A 24,310-nucleotide genomic window follows, 5' to 3' on the forward strand; every position below is an offset into this window, starting at 1 on the left:
TTGAGTGAGGACCCCGGCACTGCGTTCCTCAGTCTCTGGGACGAGGTAGTAGCCGAACTCAACGGTGAAGCCCCGCCGACCAACGGTGCGGCGCCGACACTGACTCCCCAGCAGAAGGCCTGGCTCAAGCTGGTCCACCCGCTGGCCATCGTCGAGGGTTTTGCTCTGCTGGCGGTTCCGAGCAGCTTCGTCCAAAACGAGATCGAACGGCATCTGCGAACCCAGATCACCGATGCACTCAGTCGGCGCCTCGGTCACGCCATCGAACTCGGGGTACGGATCTCGCCGCAGCCCGTTGAGGACCAACCCAGCGCGTCCGGCACCGATAGCGGTGTAGAGGCACGCGCCGACGAAGAAGACGACGACACCACCGACGTCGAATACGACTGGCCCAACTACTTCACCGAACGGCCCAGTGAGGATTCGCCTACCGCCGACGGCGCCAGCCTCAACCGGCGCTACACCTTCGACACCTTCGTCATCGGCACTTCCAACCGGTTCGCTCACGCCGCCGCGCTGGCCATCGCCGAAGCACCGGCACGCGCCTACAACCCCCTCTTCATCTGGGGTGAATCCGGTCTGGGTAAAACTCATCTGCTGCACGCGGCCGGCAACTACACCCAGCGGCTCTTCCCCGGGATGCGCGTCAAGTACGTCTCGACCGAAGAGTTCACCAACGACTTCATCAACTCTCTTCGCGACGACCGCAAGGTGGCGTTCAAGCGCAGCTACCGCGACATCGATGTCCTGCTGGTCGATGACATCCAGTTCATCGAGGGCAAAGAAGGTATCCAGGAAGAGTTCTTCCATACCTTCAACACACTGCACAACGCCAACAAGCAGATCGTGATCACTTCCGACCGCGCACCGAAACAGCTTGCCACCCTTGAGGATCGGCTTCGCACCCGTTTCGAGTGGGGATTGATCACCGACGTCCAACCGCCGGATCTGGAGACCCGGATCGCCATTTTGCGCAAGAAGGCGCAGATGGACCGTCTCGACGTGCCCGGCGACGTACTCGAACTCATCGCTACCAGCATCGAACGCAACATCCGCGAACTCGAGGGTGCGCTGATCCGCGTCACCGCATTCGCCTCGTTGAACAAGACCCCGATCGACCGCGCATTGGCCGAGATCGTGTTGCGTGACCTGATCGCCGACGCCAGCACCATGCAGATCAGCGCCGCGATCATCATGGCTGTCATCGCCGAGTACTTCGACACCTCCGTCGAGGAGCTGCGCGGGCCCGGCAAGACCCGGCCGCTCGCGCAGTCGCGCCAGATCGCCATGTATCTGTGCCGGGAGCTGACCGACCTGTCGCTGCCCAAGATCGGCCAGGCATTTGGGCGCGACCACACCACGGTGATGTACGCCGAGCGCAAGATCCGCGGGGAGATGGCCGAGCGTCGCGAGGTCTTCGATCAAGTCAAAGAGCTCACCACCCGGATCCGGCAGCGCGCCAAGCGCTGATTCCCGGCGTTGTAGTCCGTCGTTCTTACAAAAAACTTTGGACCCACTCGTACCACCCGTCACGGTCGAGCCCTGTGGATACCGTTGCGGAGAACCTGTCCACGATCCGATAACGAACCGTCAGTCGATCCACACCGGCTCCGTCATGCACAGCCGTGTCGGCCGGCCCGGGCGTGTCGTTCACTGTTCTTCCCCAACCCCGTGCCCCCGCTCAGCAGCAGCGATGCCACGCTGTGCCCAGCATCCACAGGACTTACTACTAATACTGGGAGTTATCCCTCGATTCTTTTTAAAAACAGGTCGTTGGGGATTCGGGTCAACCCGGGCTGTTCACAACCGGCCAAGCTCGTCGGTGGCCAAGGCCATGCTGAGCCGCTCGGTGTCGAGGTTTAACTTTCAAGAAGGCCGTCCAGGCTCTACGGTTGGTGACCTACCGCTCTTACACTTCGGCGTGGGGCGTTGCACGGCCGCGGGTGGGGGTGTTCACCAGTCGCCGCAGGGTAGAGCTCGATATCGGGGTGACGAGAGGACGTTATGGACGCGGCGACCACGAACGCGGGTCTGACCGACTTGAAGTTCCGCCTGGACCGGGATGACTTCGCTGACGCGGTGGCGTGGGTGGCGAAGTCTCTGCCGGCCCGGCCCACGGTGCCACTGTTGGCCGGAGTACTGCTGACGGGATCCGACAACGGTCTGACCGTGTCCGGATTCGATTACGAAGTCTCCGCCGAAGTTCAGCTTGCTGCTGAGATCGCTTCTCCTGGAAGCGTTTTGGTATCAGGACGACTGCTCTCGGACATCACCAGGGCGCTGCCTGCCAAGCCGGTCGAAGTCCAGGTCGAGTCCACTCGGGTCGCCTTGACCTGTGGGAATGCCCGGTTCTCGCTACCGACGATGACCGTCGAGGACTACCCCACGCTGCCGACACTGCCGGACGAAACGGGCGTGCTGTCCTCGGATGTGTTCGCCGAGGCCATCAGCCAGGTAGCCGTGGCCGCCGGCCGCGACGACACGCTACCCATGTTGACCGGTATCCGTGTCGAAATCTCGGGCAACACAGTGGTTTTGGCTGCCACCGACCGTTTCCGCCTGGCCGTTCGCGAGTTGAGTTGGTCTGCCGCACCCGGTACCGAAGCGGCGGTATTGGTCCCGGCGAAGACCCTCGCCGAAGCGGCCAAGGCCAGCAGCGACGGCAACGAGGTGCACCTGGCTCTGGGCGCTGGTGCCTCGGTCGGCAACGAGGGCCTGCTGGGCATAACCAGCGCTGGCAAGCGCAGCACCACTCGACTGTTGGATGCCGAATTCCCGAAGTTCCGGCAGCTGCTGCCGAGCGAGCATCTTGCCGTCGCCACCATCGGTGTCGCTGAGCTCACCGAGGCGATCAAGCGTGTGGCATTGGTGGCCGACCGGGGCGCCCAGGTGCGCATGGAGTTGTCCGAGGGCACTCTGCGACTGTCGGCCGGGGCGGAAGATGTCGGTCGTGCCGAGGAGGATTTGCCGATCGAGTTTGTCGGCGAGCCGTTGACCATTGCGTTCAACCCGACTTACCTCACGGATGGGTTGGGATCGCTGCACAGCGAGAAGGTGTCGATGGGCTTCACGGATCCGAAGAAGCCGGCGGTGCTGCGCCCGGCCAGTGCCGAAGATCCCGCGTTGATCGGTGATGGTCCGTTCCCGGCGGTGCCGTCGGACTACGTCTACCTGTTGATGCCGGTTCGTCTGCCCGGCTAATCGGCGCGGGCAGCGACGACGGGAGGGGTTGGTTTCTCGGTGTATGTCCGCCACGTGGGCCTGCGGGATTTCCGGTCCTGGGCGCACGTCGATCTGGAACTGGAACCGGGCGCGACGGTGCTGGTCGGACCGAACGGCTTTGGGAAGACCAATCTAGTTGAAGCACTGTGGTATTCGTCCACTCTGGGATCCCACCGGGTGGCCACGGACGCGCCATTGATTCGATCTGGCGCCGCCCGCGCAGTGGTGTCGACAATCGTGGTGAATGAGGGCCGCGAACTCGCCGTCGATCTGGAGATCGCCGCAGGTCGGGCCAACAAGGTGCGGCTTAACCGGGCGCCGGTGCGACACGCCCGCGAAGTCGTCGGGGTGTTGCGCGCGGTGCTGTTCGCCCCCGAAGACCTGTCGCTGGTGCGCGGGGATCCCGGTGAGCGCCGCCGCTACCTCGACGAATTGGCCAGTGTGCGCCGGCCGCGGATCGCCGGGGTGCGCGCCGATTACGACAAGGTGCTACGACAACGCACCGCACTGCTCAAAAGTGCCCCGGGCGCACTGCACCGCGGTGACCGAGCGGTGCTCGACACCCTCGATGTGTGGGATTCCCAATTGGCACTGCACGGCGCGGAGCTGATGGCCGCCCGTATCGATCTGGTCAACCAGTTGGCGCCGGAAGTCGAGAAGGCTTACCAACTGCTGGCGCCCGGAACCAGAACTGCCGCCGTGGCCTATCGCCCAAAACTCGAGATCCCGGTCGGTGTCGAGAACCAGAGTGCACTCGAACTGCAAGAAGCCCTGCTCGCGGAGTTGGCGCGCCGCCGCAGCGCGGAATTGGAACGCGGGGTGTGCCTGGTGGGCCCGCACCGCGACGAGTTGGAGTTGCGGCTCGGCGACCGACCGGTGAAAGGCTTTGCCAGCCATGGTGAGTCGTGGTCGATGGCTCTGGCGCTGCGACTCGCTTCCTATGAATTGCTCCGCAGTGAAGGCGCCGAACCTGTGCTGTTGCTCGACGATGTCTTCGCCGAACTGGACGCCGCGCGGCGCCGGGCGCTGGCTGGCGTCGCCGCTTCCGCGGAGCAGGTCTTGATCACCGCGGCCGTCCCCGAAGACGTCCCCGGCGACTGGCAAGCCCGCCGTATTCGGATCGCGGTGACCGAAGGCGACGAGGGCAGGGTGTCGGGATTAATGGACGAAGCCTCGTGACCGACTTCGACGAATCGCAAGATGAACCGGCTCTGCAGCCACCGGCGCACCTGGCAGGCCTGACCGGCATGGACCTTGTCCGCCGGACACTGGCCGAAGCGCGGGAAGCGGCCCGCAGCCAGGGCAAAGATGTCGGGCAAGGCCGCCGGGCTCCGCTGCGCCGCCGGACGCCGGGAACCGGCGGCGGTCGCCGCCGCTGGTCGGGGCCGGGACCGGATCGCCGGGATCCCCAGAGCCTGGGCGCGGCCACCCGCGATCTGGCGCAATCCCGGGGCTGGTCTGCCCAGGTGGCTGAGGGCACGGTGCTGGGTCAATGGCGCTCCGTGGTCGGTGACGACATCGCATCGCATGCAACTCCCACACGGCTCTCCGATGGGGTGCTGAGCATCGCGGCCGAATCGACGGCCTGGGCCACCCAGTTACGCCTGGTCCAGGCCCAATTGCTGGCCAAGATCGCCGCCGCCGTCGGTGACGGCGTGGTCAAGACGCTGAAGATCACCGGCCCGACGGCGCCGTCCTGGCGCAAAGGGCCGTTACACGTCTCCGGTCGGGGCCCACGCGACACCTACGGCTGAGCCGCCGCCGGAATCTGGCGCCTGTGTGGCGCTACGAGCAAAAAAATCGCTCCGGCCACCGGCCGGACACGAGGCAAACCGCGATATCGGCGCCACGGCGCAATCAGGTAGGCAGAAACACCCGAAGAAAATGCTCGCCGTCGGGGCCCCAAGGTAGACTGGCTCAGTATCCCGCGCATGCACCAGAGTGATGCGTCGAATGCTGACTTGCGAACCTGAGGAGAGCTCCCCGACCGTGGCTGCCCAAAACAAATATGGTGCCGATTCGATCAAGGTTCTCGAAGGCCTCGAAGCAGTCCGTAAAAGACCCGGTATGTACATCGGCTCCACCGGTGAACGCGGTCTCCACCACCTGATCTGGGAGGTTGTCGACAACGCGGTCGACGAGGCCATGGCCGGCTTCGCCTCAAAGGTGACCGTCCGGATCCTCGAAGACGGTGGCGTCGAGGTCACCGATGACGGTCGAGGCATCCCGGTGGCCATGCACGCCACCGGCGTGCCCACCGTGGACGTCGTCATGACCGTGCTACACGCCGGCGGAAAATTCGAAGAAGGCGCCTACAGCGTCTCCGGCGGTCTGCACGGTGTGGGTGTCTCGGTGGTCAACGCCCTGTCGACCCGCCTGGAAGCCGACATCTTCCGGGACGGCTACGAGTGGTTCCAGAGCTACGACAAGTCGGTGCCGGGAACCCTGCGCAAGGGTGAGAAGAGCAAGAAGACCGGCACCACCATCCGGTTCTGGGCGGATCCGGATATCTTCGAGACCACTACTTATGACTTCGAGACCGTCGCACGACGTCTGCAGGAGATGGCGTTCCTCAACAAGGGCCTGACCATCGACCTGACCGACGAGCGGGTACGCGTCGAAGAGGTCGTTGACGAAGTGGTCAGCGATACCGCCGAAGCACCGAAGACCGCCGAGGAGCAGGCCGCCGAGGCCGTGGCCCCGCACAAGGTCAAGCACCGGGTCTTCCATTACCCGGGCGGCCTGCGCGATTTCGTTCAACACATCAACCGCAGCAAGACCGCGATTCACCCGACCATCGTCGACTTCGACGGCAAGGGAACCGGACACGAAGTCGAGATCGCTCTGCAGTGGAACGGTGGTTACTCGGAGTCGGTGCACACCTTCGCCAACACCATCAACACCGCCGAGGGCGGCACCCACGAAGAGGGCTTCCGGTCGGCGCTGACCAGCGTGGTCAACAAGTACGCCAAAGACAAGAAGCTGCTCAAGGACAAGGATCCCAACCTCACCGGTGACGACATCCGCGAGGGCTTGGCCGCGGTTATCTCGGTGAAGGTGTCCCAGCCGCAGTTCGAGGGTCAGACCAAGACCAAACTGGGCAACACCGAGGTCAAGTCGTTCGTGCAGAAGGTCTGCAATGAGCAGCTCGGCCACTGGTTCGAGGCGAACCCCGCCGAAGCCAAGACCATCATCAACAAGGCGGTCTCTTCGGCGCAGGCCCGGATGGCTGCCCGAAAAGCCCGAGAATTGGTGCGGCGCAAGAGCGCAACAGATCTGGGTGGACTTCCCGGAAAGCTGGCCGACTGCCGCTCGAATGACCCGAGTAAGTCCGAACTGTATGTGGTGGAGGGTGATTCGGCCGGCGGCTCGGCCAAGAGCGGGCGCGACTCGATGTTCCAGGCGATCCTGCCGCTGCGCGGCAAGATCATCAACGTCGAAAAGGCGCGCATCGACCGTGTGCTGAAGAACAACGAGGTCCAGGCGATTATCACCGCTCTGGGCACCGGCATTCACGACGAGTTCGACATCGCCAAGCTGCGCTATCACAAGATCGTGCTGATGGCCGACGCCGACGTCGACGGCCAGCACATCTCCACGCTGCTGCTCACCCTGCTATTCCGTTTCATGCGGCCGCTGGTGGAGCACGGGCACGTGTTCTTGGCGCAGCCGCCGCTGTACAAGCTCAAGTGGCAGCGCGGCAACGACGCCGAATTCGCCTACTCCGACCGCGAACGTGACGGTCTGCTCGAAGCCGGCAAAGCCGCCGGCAAGAAGATCAACATGGATGACGGCATTCAGCGGTACAAGGGTCTCGGTGAGATGGACGCCAAGGAGCTGTGGGAGACCACGATGGACCCGAGTGTGCGGGTGCTGCGTCAGATCACCCTCGACGATGCCGCTGCCGCGGACGAGCTGTTCTCGATCCTGATGGGCGAGGACGTCGAGGCCCGCCGCAGCTTCATCACCCGGAACGCGAAAGACGTTCGCTTCTTGGACGTTTAGAGATGGACCGCGATGTCGGGCGACGCCGAGCGACGTTGACGAGATTTCGCGACATCTGACCTGACTGACTTCTTCACAGAACGAGGAATAGATGACAGACACCACGCTGCCACCCGGAGACGATTCGGTGGACCGGATCGAACCGGTCGACATCCAGCAGGAGATGCAGCGCAGCTACATCGATTACGCCATGAGCGTGATCGTGGGCCGTGCACTGCCCGAGGTGCGTGACGGTCTCAAGCCGGTGCACCGCCGCGTGCTCTACGCGATGTATGACTCCGGGTTCCGTCCCGACCGCAGCCACGCGAAATCCGCACGGTCGGTTGCCGAGACGATGGGCAACTACCACCCGCACGGCGACGCCTCCATCTACGACACCCTGGTCCGGATGGCCCAACCGTGGTCGCTGCGCTACCCGCTGGTCGACGGCCAGGGCAACTTCGGTTCGCCGGGCAACGACCCCGCGGCCGCCATGCGTTACACCGAGGCGCGACTAACGCCGCTGGCGATGGAGATGCTCCGCGAAATCGACGAGGAAACAGTCGATTTCGTCCCGAACTACGACGGTCGGGTGCAAGAGCCGACGGTGTTGCCGAGCCGGTTCCCGAACCTGCTGGCCAACGGCTCCGGCGGTATCGCGGTCGGCATGGCGACCAACATCCCGCCGCACAACCTGCGCGAACTCGCCGAAGCGGTGTTCTGGTGCCTGGACAATCACGAGGCCGATGAAGAGAGCACCCTGGAAGCGGTGATGGAGCGGGTCAAGGGCCCGGACTTCCCCACCTCCGGACTGATCGTCGGCTCGCAGGGCATCAATGACGCCTACCGAACCGGGCGGGGCTCCATCCGGATGCGCGGCGTCGTTGAGATCGAGGAGGACTCGCGCGGGCGGGCCCTGCTGGTCATCACCGAGCTGCCGTACCAGGTTAACCACGACAACTTCATCACGTCGATCGCCGAGCAGGTGCGTGACGGAAAGTTGGTGGGAATCGCCAACATTGAAGACCAGAGCAGCGACCGGGTGGGCTTGCGCATCGTCGTCGAGATCAAACGCGACGCGGTGGCCAAGGTGGTGCTGAACAACCTCTACAAGCACACCCAGCTGCAGACCAGCTTCGGCGCGAACATGCTCTCGATCGTCGACGGGGTGCCGCGCACTCTGCGACTGGATCAGATGATCCGGTACTACGTGGCCCATCAGCTGGATGTCATCGTTCGACGCACCCGCTACCGGCTCCGCAAAGCCGAGGAGCGGGCCCACATCCTGCGCGGTCTGGTCAAGGCCCTCGATGCCCTCGACGAGGTGATCGCCCTGATCCGGGCATCGCAGACCGTCGACATCGCTCGCCAGGGCCTGATCGAGCTGCTCGACATCGATGACATTCAGGCGCAAGCGATCCTGGACATGCAGCTGCGCCGGCTGGCGGCGCTGGAACGCCAGAAGATCATCGATGAATTGGCCAAGATCGAGGCCGAGATCGCCGATCTCAAGGACATCCTGGAGAAGCCGGAACGGCAGCGCGCGATCGTGCACGACGAGCTGGCGGAGCTCGTCGAGAAGCACGGCGACGACCGCCGCACCCGGATCATCGCCGCCGACGGTGACGTCGCCGACGAAGATCTGATCGCCCGTGAGGACGTGGTCGTCACCATCACCGAGACCGGCTACGCCAAGCGCACCAAGACCGATCTGTACCGCAGCCAGAAGCGCGGCGGTAAGGGTGTACAGGGAGCCGGCCTCAAGCAGGACGACATCGTCGCGCACTTCTTCGTCTGCTCCACGCACGACTGGATCCTGTTCTTCACCACGCAGGGCCGGGTGTACCGAGCCAAGGCCTACGACTTGCCGGAGGCGTTGCGCACCGCACGCGGCCAGCACGTCGCCAACCTGCTGGCCTTCCAGCCCGAAGAGCGCATCGCTCAGGTCATCCAGATCAAGAGCTACGAAGACGCGCCGTATCTGGTGCTGGCCACCCGCAACGGTCTGGTCAAGAAGTCCAAGCTGACCGACTTCGACTCCAACCGGTCCGGCGGCATTGTCGCGATCAACCTGCGCGACGGGGACGAACTGGTGGGCGCGGTGCTGTGCTCCGCCGAGGAGGACCTGCTGCTGGTGTCGGCGAACGGTCAGTCCATCCGGTTCTCGGCGACCGACGACGCGCTGCGGCCGATGGGGCGCGCCACCTCCGGTGTGCAGGGCATGCGGTTCAACGCCGATGACCGGCTGCTGTCGCTCAACGTGGTCCGCGAGGACACTTATCTGCTGGTGGCCACGGCTGGCGGATACGCCAAGCGAACCGCGATCGAGGAGTACACCGCGCAGGGCCGCGGCGGCAAGGGCATCCTGACCATTCAGTACGACCCGAAGCGCGGTTCGCTGGTCGGGGCCCTGATCGTCGACGACGAGAGCGAGCTCTACGCGATCACCTCCGGTGGCGGCGTGATTCGCACCGCCGCACGGCAGGTTCGCAAGGCCGGACGGCAGACTAAGGGCGTTCGGTTGATGAACTTGGGTGAGGGCGACACACTGATAGCGATTGCGCGGAACGCCGACGAAGAGGCGGCCGACGAGGACTCGGGTAGCTAGACCCGATGTCAGACCCGGCCGCGGCGCGGTGGGGATACGCAGGTAAGGAGTCGTGGGTGAGCGCACCGAACGAGCCGGGGCACCCGGGCAACGGGGGCAAGGCGGAGTCGGCCGGAAACGGTCCGGCCGAGCAGGGTCAACGGCCCCCGGGCCGTCCCGGCCGGATCACCGAGACCGGGGAAGCCCCGCCGTGGCAGCGCGGCGGCCCGGCCCGCCCGCCCGCACCGGCTCGGCCCGGCGACGGCGGGGCGCACTCCGCCGGCGTTGACGAGCGGATACGCCGGTTCGTGTCCGGTACGGCTGCCCCGACGGCGCCTCCCGCGCCCGGCGCGCCGCCGCAGGCCGCGGCCAAGCCCCCGGCTGCGACCAAGCCGCCGGCCCAGCCCGCCAAGCCGCCGGCTCAACCGGCGCAGCCGGCCGCCAAGGCCGCGCCACCGGTGAAGCCCGCCCAGCCCGACGACGCCTACGCCAGCGAGCTGCCGGATCTGTCTGAACCGGCGCAGCGACGGTCTCCGGCCCGCCGCCCGCAGGTGGCGGCGGGCACGCGCGGGCCGCTGCGGGCCAGCATGCAGATCCGCCGGATCGACCCCTGGAGCGCGCTCAAGGTGTCGTTGCTGCTGTCGACGGCGCTGTTCTTCGTCTGGATGATCGCGGTGGCAGTGCTGTACGTCGCGTTGGGTGCCATGGGCGTCTGGAGCAAGCTGAACAGCAACGTGGGCGACCTGTTGACCAACAACAGTGCCGCCGAACTGGTTTCCGCCGGTTCGATTTTCGGCGGCGCCGCGCTGATCGGGCTGGTGAATGTCGTGGTGCTGACCGCGATGGCGACCCTCGGCGTGGTGATCTACAACCTCAGCACCGACGTGGTCGGCGGTGTGGAGGTGACCCTGGCCGACCGGGACTGACCGCCCGCCTGCCCTGGCCTTTTAGTCGCATTTTGGTCGGGGGGCGTTTGGTGCGGTAATCTCGCTCGGTCGTTAGACGACTACGGGCCTATAGCTCAGGCGGTTAGAGCGCTTCGCTGATAACGAAGAGGTCGGAGGTTCGAGTCCTCCTAGGCCCACGAGTCCCACCAGGGGCCTTAGCTCAGTTGGTAGAGCGCTGCCTTTGCAAGGCAGATGTCAGGAGTTCGAATCTCCTAGGCTCCACAATGCGGCCGCGAAAGCGTCGCCCTGCGTACTAAATCTTTTGCTGTGCATCCACGCTCGGTGGGCGTGGCGACGACTCCTGCGGCCGGTTCGAGCGGCGGATCAAAACCGCCACCACCCCGCCCGCCAGCAGTGCCGCGCCGGCGGCCGCCACGATCACCCAGGATCGGCGAACATGACGGCGAGGGGCACGACCCTCCAACAGCTCCGGGAAGCCGGCAACGGCCTCTTGGGCGGCCGCCAATTCCCGGGCCGCGGCTTCGGCGGCCTCGGCGACGCGGTCGGACAGTTGGCTCTCCCGATAACGCCGGCGTAACTCCCCCGCCCCGCGCCGCACGGCGGCGCCACTGAGACCCGCGGCGCCAAGCGCTACATCCACCGGCCCGCCAGCGGTATGGGCGAGCCCCCGTGTCAGGCGCTCTCGGTGGGTCAGCGGGGTCTCGGTCGCCAGGCGCATGGCACAACGCTACCCGTGACGCAGCCCACCACGCCGCGAATGGCAGACTGTGATCCCATGACCTCCAGCTCCATTGCCACCGCAACTGCCACGCTGCACACCAACCGCGGCGACATCAAGATCGCGCTGTTCGGCAACCACGCCCCCAAGACCGTGGCCAACTTCGTCGGCCTGGCCCAGGGCACCAAGGAGTACTCGACCACCAACGCCTCCGGCGGCTCGTCGGGGCCGTTCTACGACGGCGCGGTGTTCCACCGGGTGATCGGCGGGTTCATGATCCAGGGCGGCGACCCGACCGGCACCGGTCGCGGCGGCCCCGGCTACAAGTTCGAGGACGAGTTCCACCCCGAGCTGGTGTTCGACAAGCCCTACCTGCTGGCGATGGCCAACGCCGGACCGGGCACCAACGGCTCGCAGTTCTTCATCACCGTGGGCCAGACCCCGCACCTGAACCGTAAGCACACCATCTTCGGTGAGGTCGTGGACGCGGACTCGCAGGCCGTCGTGGACGCCATCGCCACCACCGCGACCGACCGTGCCGACCGGCCCACCGAGCCCGTCGTCATCGAGTCGATCACCGTCGCCTAGCAGCGACGCGCAACTGTTGTCAGCGGCCGGTGTAACCGGCCGCTGACAGTACTTCGAACACCTCGCGCGGGTCGGTTCCCAAATCCCACCGCGACAAAATCAGCAACTCGTCATCGAGAGTCTCGATCTCCAGTAGCCGATGCTTGCGCCCGATGCGCTGATACTCCGTGACCCGAAGCCGAGTGAGGCTGTCCGGGGTGAGCACCCGGGTGCGCCACCAACCGCGCACCGTCAGGCCGTCGAACGTCAGCGCAAGCTTGGGCCGGGCTCGCCAGGACAACCCGGCAAACACCATCAGGCCGACGCCGGCAATGCTGGCCAAGGCACGCCCCGGTGTATCTGTGGCGACCGTCACGGCGCCGATGGCCAATACCGCCCCGATAAGCGCGCAACCGGCGATTCCGCCGGCCGGTGGTGACCACTCCGTCTGCCCATGCCCGTCCTGAGTCATTTTGACCTGCGGGTTTCAAAGTTATCTACAGGAGTTGTCCACAGTGGGGATAAATCACATCGATGTGATTGGGCAGGTGGATGGTTGCCCAGCTGGCATCGGCGGCGGCCCGTCATAACCGAAATACCGCGTCTGCGCAGCTCAGTGCCAGCGCATGGTGAGCAACAGCCCGGTGATCATGAAGGCAAACGCGATGGCGTAGTTCCACGGGCCCAGCTCAGCCATCCAGTTGAGCGCCGCGGGGGCGTCTAGCCCGGTGGCCCCCAGCTGATACACCATCAGCCACACCAGTCCGAGGAGCATCAGCCCCAAAAACAGTGCGACGAACCATGTGCTCGATGGGCCGCCTTTGACCTTGACCGGGGTACGGCTCACCGACGAGGGGGTGAAGCTGGTGGTCTTCTTGCGAACCTTGGACTTGGGCATCGGTACCTCGGGAAAGTGCGGCGTGAAGCTGCGAGTATGGGTCGGTACGAGATTAGCCCAGCAGGATAACCCAGCCGAGAACGGGAGAGCCGATGGAGCAGAGGGGGCTGCCGTCGTCCGGCCGCCGTTCCCCGTGGCGGCTCGGAGTTCCGCTGGTCTGCCTACTGGCCGGCCTGCTGCTGGCGGCCACGCACGGGGTCTCCGGCGGCAAAGAGATCCGGCGCGGCGACGCCCCCCGGCTGGTCGATCTGGTCCGCGCGACCCAGGCCACGGTGGAAGAACTCACCGCGCAACGTGACGCGTTGGCAGCCGGTGTGGGATCCGTGCACGGCCGAGGCTCCGGGGTTGCCCTGTCGGCGATGCGCAAACGCAGCGAGGAACTCGCCGAGGCCGCCGGGCTGGAGGCGATGCACGGGCCGGGCCTGGTGGTCACACTCACCGACGCCCAGCGCGACGCCAACGGCCGGTTCCCCCGGGACGCCTCCCCCGATGACCTGGTGGTGCACCAACAGGACATCTCCGCTGTGCTCAACGCGTTGTGGAGCGCCGGCGCCGAGGCAGTGCAGATGCAGGACCAGCGGATCACCGCGGCGTCGGCGCCGCGCTGCGTGGGCAACACCCTGCTCTTGGACGGCCGAACCTACAGCCCCCCGTATGTGGTGACCGCGATCGGTGACCCGGCCGCGATGCAGGCCGCCTTGGCCGCCGATCCCCTGATCACGCTGTACAAGCAGTACGTGATCCGGTTCGGTCTGGGCTACAGCGAGCAGGTTGGTACCGACCTCGTGGTCGCCGAAACGCCGGCCGTCGCCCGGATGCGCTATGCCGTGCCGGCCGGGCCGGTCGACTACTGACACCGGTGACCGCGCCGCAAGCGACGATCGCCAGCGCGGCGAGCCGGGCGCAGCGGGTCGTCGCCATTAACACGGCGGTAGCCTGTTGGTCGTGCGGATCCTCGTCGTCGACAATTACGACAGCTTTGTGTTCAACCTGGTCCAGTATCTGGGCCAGCTGGGTGTGCAGGCTGCCGTCTGGCGTAACGACGACGCCCGCCTCGCCGACCCGGCCGCCGCGGTGGCCGACTTCGACGGGGTGCTGCTGAGCCCCGGACCGGGCACGCCCGAACGGGCCGGGGCCTCGATCGCGCTGGTCGGTGCGTGCGCGGCCGCGGGGATCCCCGTGCTGGGGGTCTGCCTGGGGCACCAAGCGATCGGCGTGGCCTTCGGCGGCACCGTGGGCCGGGCGCCGGAGCTGCTGCACGGCAAGACCAGCACGGTCTTTCACTCCGATGCCGGCGTGCTCAAGGGTTTGCCGGATCCGTTCACGGCCACCCGCTACCACTCGTTGACGATCCTGCCCGAGACGCTGCCCCCCGTTCTGGAGGCGACGGCGCGCACCCGCGGCGGGGTCATCATGGCGGTGCGGCACACCGAGCTGCCCATCCACGGGGTGCAGTTCCACCCGGAGTCCATCCTCACCGAGGGCGGTCACCGGATGCTGGCCAACTGGCTGGGTTACTGCGGGTATGCCTGCGACGACGCTTTGGTGCGTCGGCTCGAGGACGAGATCGCGGGGACCGTGCGGACCGCCGTCGCCGGGAGGGCCCCGGCCCCGGTGGTCTAACTATTGGCCGAAGCGCAGCGTGATGTTGCCGTCGGTGTTCACACCCTGTCCGGCCGCGGGGCTCTGGTAGAGCACGCGGTTGTGCCCGGACCCGCCGGCATCGACGTCGGCGCCCTTGACCAACATCCCGGTCCATCCCAGGGCTCGCAGCTGCGGCTCGGCGTCGGTCCAGAACATGCCGGCCAGATCCGGCATCACGAACTGGTTGCCCCGCGACACCCGCAGCTCGATCACCGCGTCCACCGGAACCGTCTCACCGGTGGGCGGGCTGGTGGCGATCACCTCGCCGGCCGGCCGCGGACTGTCCACCGTCACCTCGGTGATCTTGGTGAAGCCGTAGACGGTCAGGTTCTTCTGCGCCAGATCCACTGTCTGGCCGGTGACGTCGGGAACGGGCTTGGTGGCCGGGCCACTGCCGATCACGATGATGATCTCGTTGGTGACCGCTGTGGTCTGATTCGCCGGCGGGTTGGTGCCGACCACCTTGTCCTTGAGTTCCGGGGTCGACGGCGAGTTGACCTGCTTGAACTTGCCGAACCCAGCGGCCGTGAGCTTCTTGACCGCGTCGGCGTAGCTCAGGGTCGCCACGTCGGGAAGCTGGCGCTGCTCCGGCCCGTAGGACACGTCGACGGTGATCTTGTCGCCCTTGTTCGCCGGGGCGCCGGCGGGCGGGTCGGTGCCGATCACATGGTCGGGCGGGACGGTGGAGTCGGCGCGCTGCTCGGTGCGCGTCTTGAAGCCCTTGTTCTGCAGTTCGGCGATCGCGTCGACGGACGCCCGGCCGCTGACGTCGGGAACCTGGATCTGGTGGGTGCGGCCGCCGAACGTGTTGATCGACACCGTGACGATGACGGTCAGGACGGCGAGCACGATCGCGGCGATCAGCCAGCGGCCCACCGAGCCCGGCCGCTCGTGACCGAAATCGAGTTCCTGGCGCGGCAGCGGGTCGGTCTGCGCGCCGATACCGTCGCCGGTGCGCGGCGTCATGATCGAGGCACGGTCGGCCGCGGTGAGCACGCGGGGAGCTTCGGGCGTCTCCCCGTTGTGGACCCGCACCAGATCGGCACGCATCTCGGCGGCGGTCTGGTAGCGATTGTCCGGATTCTTCGCCAGCGCCTTGAGCACCACGGCGTCCAGATCGGCGGGCAGACTCGGGAGCCGCTGCGACGGTGGCACCGGGTCTTCGCGGACGTGCTGGTAGGCCACCGCCACCGGTGAGTCGCCGACGAAAGGTGGGTCGCCGGTGAGGATTTCGTACAGCACGCAGCCCAGCGAGTACACGTCGGAGCGGGCATCGACGGTGTCGCCGCGAGCCTGTTCGGGCGAGAGGTACTGGGCGGTGCCGATCACGGCGGCGGTCTGGGTGACGCTGTTGCCGGCGTCGGCGACGGCACGCGCGATGCCGAAGTCCATGACCTTCACCGCGTTGTGCATGTCGATCATGATGTTGGCCGGCTTGACGTCGCGGTGAATGATGCCGTGCTGGTGGCTGAAGTTCAGCGCTTGGCAGGCGTCCGCGATCACCTCGATGGCGCGGATCGGCGGCATCGGGCCGTCGTTGTGCACGATGTCGCGCAGTGTGACGCCCTCGACGAGCTCCATCACGATGTAGGGCAGCGGACCGGCGGGGGTCTCGGCTTCACCGGTGTCGTAGACGGCGACGATCGCCGGGTGGTTCAAGGCAGCGGCGTTCTGCGCCTCCCGCCGGAAGCGCAGGTAGAAACTGGGGTCGCGGGCCAGGTCGGCGCGCAGCACCTTCACGGCGACCTCGCGGTGCAGGCGGGTGTCGACGGCGCGGTGCACCTCCGACATCCCGCCGAAGCCAAGGATCTCGCCGAGTTCGTAGCGGTCGGAGAGCCGCTGCGGCGTGGTCATCGCGACGTCCCGTGCCAGGTCCAACCCGACGAGTGCGCGGGCGGTGTCGCCGAGGACGATTCAGGGCTCGACGAGCTGGTCAGTGGCGCCCCCGTGTCGGTGACGGTGGCCGGTGCCAGGGAGCCGCCCGGGCTCTTGGCGTTGACCACGATCAGCACCGCGATGATGATCGCCAGAGTGCCAAGCACCCCGGCCGCCCATAGCAGCGCGCGCTGCCCGGCGGTGAACGTGCGCCGTGGCGGGGGCGTGCGATGGGTGCCGGTGCTGGGCCGGGCCCGGCGTGCCGCGGTGGCCCGGGCCGACACCGGTGGCGCGGCCCGGGTGACGACACCCGATGGGATGGCCGACGGGGCGGCGCGCCCGGCGGGCAGTGCCTGACTGGGTCGGGTGGGACGCCGTCCGGATCGCACCGCGGCCACCGCGTCGGCGAACGGGCCGCCGCTGCGGTAGCGCATCCCCGGGTTCTTGGCCAGCGTGATCTCGATCAGTTCCCGCACGTTGGGCGGCAACTCGGCCGGCAGCGGCGGGGGTGGCTCCTTGATGTGCTTCATCGCCACGGTCAGCGCACCGTCGCCGGTGAACGGTCGACGGCCGGAGAGCACCTCATAGCCGACCACACCCAGCGAATAGACGTCACTGGCGGCGGTGGCGTCCTGGCCGAGGGCCTGCTCGGGGGCGATGTACTGGGCGGTGCCCATCACCATGCCGGTCTGGGTGACCGGGGCGGCGTCGACGGCCTTGGCGATGCCGAAGTCGGTGATCTTCACCTGCCCGGTGGGCGTGATCATGATGTTGCCGGGCTTGACGTCGCGGTGCACCAGCCCGGTGCTGTGCGCCACCTGCAGTGCCCGCCCGGTCTGCTCCAGCATGTCCAGGGCGTGCCGCAGCGACAATCGCCCGGTCCGCTTGAGCACCGAGTTCAGCGGCTCACCGTTGACCAGTTCCATCACCAGGAACGCGGTGCGGCCTTCGCCGTCCAGCTCGGTCTCGCCGTAGTCGTGCACACTGGCGATACCCGGGTGGTTGAGCATCGCGGTGTTGCGGGCCTCGGCGCGGAACCGCTCGATGAACTCGGGGTCCGAGGAGAATTCCGGCTTGAGCACCTTGACTGCGACGCGCCGGCCCAGCCGGTTGTCGACGGCCTCCCACACCTGGCCCATACCGCCGGTGGCGATGAGCCGCTGCAACCGATAACGCCCGGCCAGTGCCGCGCCGACCTGTGGACTCATGAGCGCCCCTGCAGGGCGGCTTGGATCACGGCGCGTCCGATCGGTGCGGCCAAGGCACCGCCGGTGGCGGCCAAGCGGTCGCCACCGTCTTCGACCAGGACGGCAACGGCCACTTTCGGGGCGCTGGCCGGGGCAAAGGCGATGTACCACGCGTGCGGCGGTGTGTTCCGCGGATCGGGACCGTGTTCGGCGGTGCCGGTCTTCGACGCGATCTGTACGCCCGGGATGGCCCCCTCCTGCTGGGTCATTCTTTCGGCGTCGATCATTAGTTCAGTTAGCTTAGCCGCGACCTGCGAGGACACTGCACGGCGCTGCTCGCGCGGTTGGGTGGTGGCGATGCCCGCCAGGTCCGGACCCTCCAGGCCGTCGACCAGATACGGCTGCATGGTCAGCCCGCCGTTGGCGATGGACGCCGCGATGACCGCGTTCTTCAGCGGGGTGATGGCGACATCCTTCTGTCCGATGCTGGTCATGCCGAGCGCGGCGGCGTCGCCGATCCGGCCGACGGTGGACTCCGCGACCTGCAGCGGCATGGGCTCGGGGGTGATATCCAGCCCGAATCCCTGGGCAGTGCTGCGCAGAGCGTCCACGCCGGTACGAATACCCAACTGGACGAAGGCAGTGTTGCAGGAACGTGCGAACGCCATCCGCAGCGGAACGGTCTGCTCGTTGCCGCCCTCGCAGGTGGTGCCGCCGTAGTTCTCCAGCGTGACCGTGCTGTCGGGCAGTGCGATGCGCGCCGCGTTGGTTAGCGGCTCGTTCTCGCTGACGCCGGCCTGCAGCGCCGCCGCCGTCGTGATCACCTTGAACGTCGAACCCGGCGGGTAGGTCTCACTGATGGCGCGGTTGGTCAGCGGCGAGGTGGGGTCGTCGCGCAGCTGTTGCCAGGCTTGACCCTGCTTGGCCGAATCGTGCGAGGACAGCAGGTTGGGGTCATAGGACGGCGCTGACACCATCGCCAGGACCTTGCCGGTGGACGGCTCCAGGGCCACCACCGCACCGCGGCAGCCGCCGGTGCAACCCTTCTGCATCGCCTCCCAGCCGGCTTGCTGCACCCGGGGCCGGATGGTGGTCTCCACGGTGCCGCCGCGCGGGCTGCGGCCGGTGAAGAAGTCGGCCAACCGCAGCCCGAACAGGCGCGGATCCGACCCGTTGAGCACGGTATCCTCGGCGCGCTCGAGGCCGCTGCTGGAGTACCGCAGCGAGTAGAACCCGGTGACCGGCGCATACACCGCCGGGTCGGGGTAGATGCGCTGGTATTTGATCCGGCCGTCGGTGGCGACCGAGTACGCCAGCAGCTGCCCGGCGGCGGTGATCTGGCCGCGCTGCCGAGAGTATTCATCGAGCAGCACCCGCTGGTTGCGCGGGTCGGCGCGCAGCCCGTCGGCGGCGAAGACCTGGGTCAGGGTGGCGTTGCCCAACAGCAGCACGATCAGCGCCATCAGGGTCATGGTGACGCGGCGCAGGGAGGTATTCATACGCGCTCGATCACCGCCGTGCCGGTGTCGCCGATCGGAGTCGGACGCACGGGATGGGTGCTCAGCGGTCGGCGGGCGGCGTGCGAGACGCGCAGCACGATCGCCAGCAGCACATAGTTGGCCAGCAACGACGATCCGCCATAGGACAGCCACGGGGTGGTGAGCCCCGTCAGCGGAATCAGCTTGGTCACCCCGCCGACCACGATGAACAGCTGAATGCCCAAGGTGGCGGCCAAGCCCGCGGCCAACAGCTTGCCGAAGCTGTCTCGCACCGCGATCGCTGTCCGCATCCCGCGCACGATCACGATGGTGTACAGGATCAGCACGCCGGCCAGCCCGACCAGGCCCAGCTCCTCGCCGAATGCGGCGATGATGAAGTCCGTCGACGCCGCGGGCACATAACCGGGCTGTCCGTTGCCCAACCCGGTGCCGAAGATGCCGCCGGTGGCGAAGCTGAACAGCGACTGCACCATCTGATAGCCGACGCCCTCGGGGTCGGCGAAGGGGTCCAGCCAGGTCTGCACCCGCACCCGGACGTGGCTGAACAGGAAGTAGGCGGCCACGCTGCCGGCGGCGAACAGCAGCATGCCGATCACCATCCAGCTGAACCGGCGGGTGGCCAGGTACACCACCACCAAAAACGATGCGTACAGCAGCAGCGACGTGCCGAGGTCCTTCTCGAACGCCATGACTCCGACCGAGATCACCCAGGCGGCCAGCAGCGGCGCCAAGTCGCGGGGCCGGGGCAGGTTCATGCCCAGCACGTGCTTGCCGGCGCTGGTGAACAGCCGGCGCTTGGACACCAGCACCGCGGCAAAGAAGATCAGCAATAAGATCTTGGAGAATTCGGCGGGCTGAATTGAGAAGCCCGGCAACCGAATCCAGATCTTGGCACCCTGGCGCTCGGACAGCGAGGCCGGCAGCAGGGCGGGGATCACCAGCAGCACCAGGCCGGCCAGGCCGCAGACGTAGCCGCTGCCGGAGAGTTGGCGATGGTCCTTGAGGGCCACCAGCACCAGGGCGAAGACGCCTACGCCGACCAGTGTCCACAACATCTGCGCGCTCGCGCCGGGACGCGCGTCGGCGCCGTCGATCCCGACCCCGAGATCGATGCGGTGGATCATCACCAGCCCGAGGCCGTTGAGCAGGGCCACCACGGGCAACAGCAGCGGGTCGGCATACCGCGCCGACCGCCGGATCACCAGGTGCGCGAAGCCGAACAGCACCAGAAACGCCACCCCGTAACCGACCAGGTCGAGACGCAGGCCCTGCTCGTGACCGGCCTCGACGATCAGCATCGCCACCGCGATGATCATGGTGGCGAAGCACAGCAGCAGCAGTTCGGCGTTACGTCGATCCGGCAGCGCCGGGGTCAGCGTCACCGGCGGCTGCGGCGCGGTGTTCACGTCGTCCCGGTCCGGCTCATCGCTCCGCCCTGCGTCGTCGCCGGCGCGGGTCATGATGCCGCCCGGCAGTCGGTCCCCGGTTCTGGAGGTGCCGGCGGCAGGTTGGTCAGGGTGGGCAGACGCGACTTTCCGGAAGGGGGCGGCGGGCCGGGCCGCGGACCGGTCGGAACCAGACCGGGGGCCGGCGTGCGCGGCGGCGTCGAGTTGGTGCCTGTGGTGGTGCCGTGCGGGCATGGCGGCAGCAGGGAATCGCGGGCCAGATTGCGCAGTTGGGTGATCGCGTCGTCGAGGGTGCCGGCGGGCAGGCCGTTGCTGACCTGTTGGCGGGCCGGCGGGCGCAGGTCCTGCAGCGTCATCAGTCGGCAGGCCAGCTTGTCGCCGGACTGCTTGAAGCTGATCTGCACCAGCGCGCCCTTGCTGTCCAGACAGCCGAGCAGGTAGGGCTCCTGTAGCGGCACGCCCAGGATGGATCCCTGCACACCGCGCATGATCGCCACCGTGCCGCCGTAGGCGGTGACGTAGTAGTTGGTGCGCACCACCGCGCGTCCTACCAGGAGCCCGGCACCCAGCAGTATCAGCAGGAGCGCCGCGACGATGAACTTGCGCCGCCGGGAGCGCGGTGGGCGATCCGGCGTTTCGATACGCGGCAGCACGCGCTTGGCGACCGTCTTGCGCGGGGAGATCGCCGACGCCCGCCCGGCAGCGGTGTTGAGGGCGATCACGTGGTCGTCGTCGCTGTCGGAGACCGCCCCGGCCAGGATCGGCTGGGTCTGGCCGTAGTCGACGTCGACAACGTCGGCCACCACCACCGTGACGTTGTCCGGGCCGCCGCCGCGCAGCGCCAACTCGATGAGCCGCAGCGCGCAGTCGTTGACGTCGGGGATCTCCAGCGCCTCGTGGATCGTCTCGGTGCTCACCGGGTCCGACAGACCGTCGGAGCACAGCAGATAGCGATCACCGGCCTGCGCTTCACGCATGATCAGCGTCGGCTCCACCTCATGGCCGGTCAGGGCGCGCATGATCAGCGAGCGCTGCGGATGGCTGTGTGCCTCCTCCAAGGTGATGCGGCCTTCATCGACCAGGGTCTGTACGAAGGTGTCGTCCTTGGTGATCTGGGTGAGCTCGCCGTCGCGCAGCAGGTAGCCGCGGGAGTCGCCGATGTGGGCCAGCCCGAGCCGGGGTCCGGCGAACAGGATCGTGGTCAGCGTGGTGCCCATGCCTTCGAGCTCGGGGTGCTCTTCGACGTAGGCCGCGATCGCCGAGTTGCCCTCTTGCACGGCGTTTTCCAGTTTCGCCAGCAGGTCGCCACCGGGCTCGTCATCGTCCAGGTGCGCCAGCGCGGCGATCACCAGTTGCGACGCGACTTCACCGGCCGCGTGCCCGCCCATGCCGTCGGCCAATGCCAACAGTCGGGCCCCGGCATACACCGAGTCCTCGTTGTTGGAGCGCACCAGACCGCGGTCGCTGCGGGCGGCGTACCGCAGAACCAGGCTCACCGGCGGAGCTCGATCGCGGTCTTGCCAATTCGTATCGGCGTGCCGACGGGAACCCGTACCGCAGTGGTCACCTTCACCCTGTCAAGGTAGGTCCCGTTGGTCGAACCCAGATCTTCGACATACCATTCCGTGCCCCGCTGAGATAGCCGAGCGTGCCGGGTGGAGGCGTAATCGTCGGTGAGCACCAGCGTGGAGTCGTCGGCGCGGCCCACCAGAACCGGCTGATCGCCGAGCGCGATGCGCGCCCCGGTCAGCGGTCCTTCGGTCACCACCAGATGCCGCGCAGTGGTCCGTTGCTGGCGCGGCGGGAGCAGCACGCCGCGGATCGACAGCCCGCGGCGGACCATCACGGCGCCGGTGGGCGCGTAGATGTCGGTCCGCAAAATCCGCAGCACGGACCAGATGAACAGCCACAACAACGTCAAAAAACCGGCTCGCGTCAGCTGCAGCACCAGTCCCTGCATCCGGCGTCCTCTCCGTTGTCGCACAGCCCATGGCGTGCTCCTGACGGCGGAGCACTTCGGCAAAGTCACGATACTTGGGCGCGGGGGGCCGTAGGGCAAAGCGGCAGCGCTTTGCTGGATGGGATTGTCGCCTCGAGTGGACGCTGCCGCCCCGACCTAGTGGACCCGTACGATGATCTCGGAGTGACCCAGCCGGATGACGTCGCCGTCGGCCAGCTGCCATTCCTGGACGGGGGCGTTGTTCACCGTGGTGCCGTTGGTCGAGTTCAGGTCCGACAGCAGGGCCACCCGGCCATCCCAGCGGATCTCGAGGTGACGGCGCGACACCCCGGTGTCGGGCAACCGGAACTGGGCGTCCTGGCCGCGGCCCACCACATTGGCGCCTTCGTGCAGCTGGTAGGTCCGGCCGCTGCCGTCGTCGAGCTGCAGGGTGACCGACGCCGGTGCGGAGTAGGCGCGCTGGCCGTAGCCGCCTCCCGGGGCCTCCCCGTAACCGCCCTGAGCCTGCTGGCCGTAGTCGTAGCCGCCCTGGGTGCCTTGACCTTCGCCGTAGCCGCCGGGTGCGGGCTGGCCGTAGTCGTAACCGGCGGGGGCCGGAGCTGCCTCGCCGTAGCCGTACCCGGGCTGGCCGTAGTCCTGGCGGCCGTAGGACTGGCCACCCTGGTCATACCCACCCTGGTCGGGGTAGGCAGGGCGCTGCTCGTACTGGCCCTCGGGGTAGGCCCCCGGCTGCGAGTAGTCGTCTTGGCGGGCCGGAGGGGCTTCGCCATAGCCGTATCCGGGCTGGCCGCCGGCCGGGTAGGCCGGAGGCTGGTGCTGGGGGTAGCCCTGCTCATAGCCGGCGGGTGCGCCGTAGCCGCTGGGCGGACGCTGCTCGTAGGGCTGGGCCGGCGGGGCGGGAGGGGCGTAGCCGCCGCCTTGGCCGGGGTAGCCGCCCTGCTCGGGATAGCCGCCCTGCTCCGGGTAGCCGCCCTGCTCGGGGCGACGGGGCGGAGCGTAGGCACCGCCTTGGCCCTGGTCGGGGTAGCCGCCGCGCTGATCCTGCTGGTAGTGGTCGGGTTCGGGAGCGTAGGGGCCACGGGGGTCCTGACCGCCGCGAGCATCGTCGGCGGGCCGCCCGTAGCGGGGGTCGTAGTACTCGTCGCCGGGACGATCCTGCCCGTGGGCGCCGCGGTAGCTCGGGTTATCGGTCATCGGTGGCACTCCTGATTCTGCGGTAAACGCATGAACTGATTGTGGCGGGCGGGATTCGTTGAGCGTCTCGTGGGGGCTGGCGTCAGGGTTGACGCCGCCGCGTGCGCGGACCTGGCCGGTTCGCAAATTCGGCGACTGCTGGAACCGGACAACCACATCACCATACGTTTGCCACCCCTGTTCGCCGATGTACCCGGCCAGATGGCGGGCGAATGCCGTCGACGTCAGATCCTGGTCGGCGCCCACCTTCTCGTAGTCGTCCCTACCGAGGGTAATGACGTATTCGTTGGGCGCCAAAAGTTGATTTCCGGTCAGGGAGCGCACCCCGGCGGCGGCTTCGCGACGCAGCGCAGCCTCCACTTCCTCGGGGAGGACTTCCCCTCCGAAGACCCGGGCCATCGCATCCTCCACAGCGGATTCGAGTTTGCGCTCGATGCGATGAACCAGCCCGCGCTGGCTGTCCAAGCTGCTACCCGCCTTACTCTCCGCCGTCACTGGCCCTATCGGGGACGCTGCTGCGGCGTGTCGCTCAGCTGCATCCGCCCTGGACATGGTATCGACCCGGGGTGCCAGGGCGGCACCCTTCTACGGCGGAGAATCGGATAAGACCAGGTCACGAAGGGATCACGGCGCCTTGGGTGGAGGCTAGGCGGTCTGGGCT

At 67.3% G+C, this 24,310-nt stretch carries 20 protein-coding genes and 2 tRNA genes; 12 read left to right on the top strand and 10 right to left on the bottom strand.

Features of this window, described 5'->3' with window-relative positions; all coding sequences use genetic code 11:
• From dnaA to ACKY0X_RS00045, 9 genes are all read left to right on the top strand, one after another.
• Positions 1–1,470: a chromosomal replication initiator protein DnaA gene (gene dnaA / locus ACKY0X_RS00005; protein ID WP_409427801.1), complete on the top strand. Its 1,470-nt coding sequence runs from the start codon at positions 1–3 to the stop codon at positions 1,468–1,470.
• A 534-nt stretch (positions 1,471–2,004) separates the two neighbouring features.
• On the top strand, positions 2,005–3,201 hold the full coding sequence (gene dnaN, locus ACKY0X_RS00010) for a DNA polymerase III subunit beta (protein WP_409427802.1): 1,197 nt from the start codon (positions 2,005–2,007) through the stop codon (positions 3,199–3,201).
• A gap of 39 nt (positions 3,202–3,240) precedes the next feature.
• Positions 3,241–4,401 (top strand): DNA replication/repair protein RecF, encoded by a 1,161-nt coding sequence (gene recF, locus ACKY0X_RS00015; RefSeq protein WP_409427803.1) that lies wholly within the window; start codon positions 3,241–3,243, stop codon positions 4,399–4,401.
• Entirely contained in the window at positions 4,398–4,976 is a 579-nt protein-coding gene (locus ACKY0X_RS00020; protein WP_409427804.1) for a DUF721 family protein, read from the top strand. The genes recF and ACKY0X_RS00020 overlap by 4 nt, the downstream gene beginning before the upstream one ends.
• Positions 4,977–5,175: 199 nt before the next feature.
• A complete protein-coding gene (gene gyrB, locus ACKY0X_RS00025) occupies positions 5,176–7,227 on the top strand; it encodes a DNA topoisomerase (ATP-hydrolyzing) subunit B (protein WP_409427805.1) in 2,052 nt (683 codons plus the stop codon).
• 91 nt (positions 7,228–7,318) lie between these two features.
• Entirely contained in the window at positions 7,319–9,814 is a 2,496-nt protein-coding gene (gyrA, locus tag ACKY0X_RS00030) for a DNA gyrase subunit A (RefSeq protein WP_409427806.1), read from the top strand.
• Between the two features lie 56 nt (positions 9,815–9,870).
• Positions 9,871–10,719, top strand: coding sequence for a DUF3566 domain-containing protein (locus tag ACKY0X_RS00035; protein ID WP_409427807.1), 849 nt, complete (start codon positions 9,871–9,873; stop codon positions 10,717–10,719).
• A gap of 84 nt (positions 10,720–10,803) precedes the next feature.
• Positions 10,804–10,877, top strand: a tRNA-Ile gene (locus tag ACKY0X_RS00040).
• A gap of 12 nt (positions 10,878–10,889) precedes the next feature.
• Positions 10,890–10,962, top strand: a tRNA-Ala gene (locus ACKY0X_RS00045).
• A 31-nt stretch (positions 10,963–10,993) separates the two neighbouring features.
• Here ACKY0X_RS00045 and cwsA read toward each other — a convergent pair.
• Positions 10,994–11,419: a cell wall synthesis protein CwsA gene (gene cwsA, locus ACKY0X_RS00050; RefSeq protein WP_409427808.1), complete on the bottom strand. Its 426-nt coding sequence runs from the start codon at positions 11,417–11,419 to the stop codon at positions 10,994–10,996.
• 39 nt (positions 11,420–11,458) lie between these two features.
• Here cwsA and ACKY0X_RS00055 point away from each other — a divergent pair, with 39 nt between their 5' ends.
• Positions 11,459–12,007: a peptidylprolyl isomerase gene (locus ACKY0X_RS00055; RefSeq protein WP_078058862.1), complete on the top strand. Its 549-nt coding sequence runs from the start codon at positions 11,459–11,461 to the stop codon at positions 12,005–12,007.
• 19 nt (positions 12,008–12,026) lie between these two features.
• On the opposite strand, the gene ACKY0X_RS00060 is transcribed toward ACKY0X_RS00055, so the two are convergent.
• Together ACKY0X_RS00060 and crgA are read right to left on the bottom strand one after the other, a co-directional pair.
• Positions 12,027–12,458 (bottom strand): PH domain-containing protein, encoded by a 432-nt coding sequence (locus ACKY0X_RS00060; RefSeq protein WP_409427809.1) that lies wholly within the window; start codon positions 12,456–12,458, stop codon positions 12,027–12,029.
• Between the two features lie 141 nt (positions 12,459–12,599).
• On the bottom strand, positions 12,600–12,884 hold the full coding sequence (gene crgA, locus ACKY0X_RS00065) for a cell division protein CrgA (protein ID WP_024442104.1): 285 nt from the start codon (positions 12,882–12,884) through the stop codon (positions 12,600–12,602).
• Between the two features lie 92 nt (positions 12,885–12,976).
• Here crgA and ACKY0X_RS00070 point away from each other — a divergent pair, with 92 nt between their 5' ends.
• Positions 12,977–13,738 carry a DUF881 domain-containing protein gene (locus ACKY0X_RS00070; protein ID WP_409427810.1) on the top strand — a complete coding sequence of 254 codons (762 nt, stop codon included), beginning with the start codon at positions 12,977–12,979 and terminating at the stop codon, positions 13,736–13,738.
• Positions 13,739–13,829: 91 nt separating this feature from the next.
• Entirely contained in the window at positions 13,830–14,507 is a 678-nt protein-coding gene (locus ACKY0X_RS00075; RefSeq protein WP_065039767.1) for an aminodeoxychorismate/anthranilate synthase component II, read from the top strand.
• Here the strand turns inward: ACKY0X_RS00075 and pknB are convergent, their stop codons facing one another.
• The 7 genes from pknB to ACKY0X_RS00110 form a co-directional block, all read right to left on the bottom strand.
• Positions 14,508–16,382, bottom strand: a complete 1,875-nt coding sequence (pknB, locus tag ACKY0X_RS00080) for a Stk1 family PASTA domain-containing Ser/Thr kinase (protein ID WP_409427811.1) — start codon at positions 16,380–16,382, stop codon at positions 14,508–14,510.
• A complete protein-coding gene (locus ACKY0X_RS00085; RefSeq protein ID WP_409427812.1) occupies positions 16,379–17,611 on the bottom strand; it encodes a protein kinase domain-containing protein in 1,233 nt (410 codons plus the stop codon). Before ACKY0X_RS00085 ends, pknB begins: the two co-directional genes overlap by 4 nt.
• Positions 17,608–19,089, bottom strand: a complete 1,482-nt coding sequence (pbpA, locus tag ACKY0X_RS00090; protein WP_409427813.1) for a D,D-transpeptidase PbpA — start codon at positions 19,087–19,089, stop codon at positions 17,608–17,610. The genes ACKY0X_RS00085 and pbpA overlap by 4 nt, the downstream gene beginning before the upstream one ends.
• A complete protein-coding gene (locus ACKY0X_RS00095) occupies positions 19,086–20,495 on the bottom strand; it encodes an FtsW/RodA/SpoVE family cell cycle protein (protein ID WP_409429750.1) in 1,410 nt (469 codons plus the stop codon). Before ACKY0X_RS00095 ends, pbpA begins: the two co-directional genes overlap by 4 nt.
• Positions 20,496–20,545: 50 nt before the next feature.
• Positions 20,546–21,991 carry a PP2C family protein-serine/threonine phosphatase gene (locus ACKY0X_RS00100; RefSeq protein WP_409427814.1) on the bottom strand — a complete coding sequence of 482 codons (1,446 nt, stop codon included), beginning with the start codon at positions 21,989–21,991 and terminating at the stop codon, positions 20,546–20,548.
• The gene (locus ACKY0X_RS00105; RefSeq protein ID WP_065039771.1) at positions 21,988–22,455 is read right to left on the bottom strand and encodes an FHA domain-containing protein; all 468 of its coding nucleotides are present in this window, start codon (positions 22,453–22,455) and stop codon (positions 21,988–21,990) included. The genes ACKY0X_RS00100 and ACKY0X_RS00105 overlap by 4 nt, the downstream gene beginning before the upstream one ends.
• Before the next feature lie 156 nt (positions 22,456–22,611).
• Positions 22,612–24,114, bottom strand: coding sequence for an FhaA domain-containing protein (locus tag ACKY0X_RS00110; protein ID WP_409427815.1), 1,503 nt, complete (start codon positions 24,112–24,114; stop codon positions 22,612–22,614).
• Between the last annotated feature and the right edge of the window lie 196 nt (positions 24,115–24,310).

This window comes from Mycobacterium sp. SMC-11 (assembly GCF_046250095.1).
Classification (GTDB): Bacteria; Actinomycetota; Actinomycetes; order Mycobacteriales; family Mycobacteriaceae; genus Mycobacterium; species Mycobacterium heraklionense_A.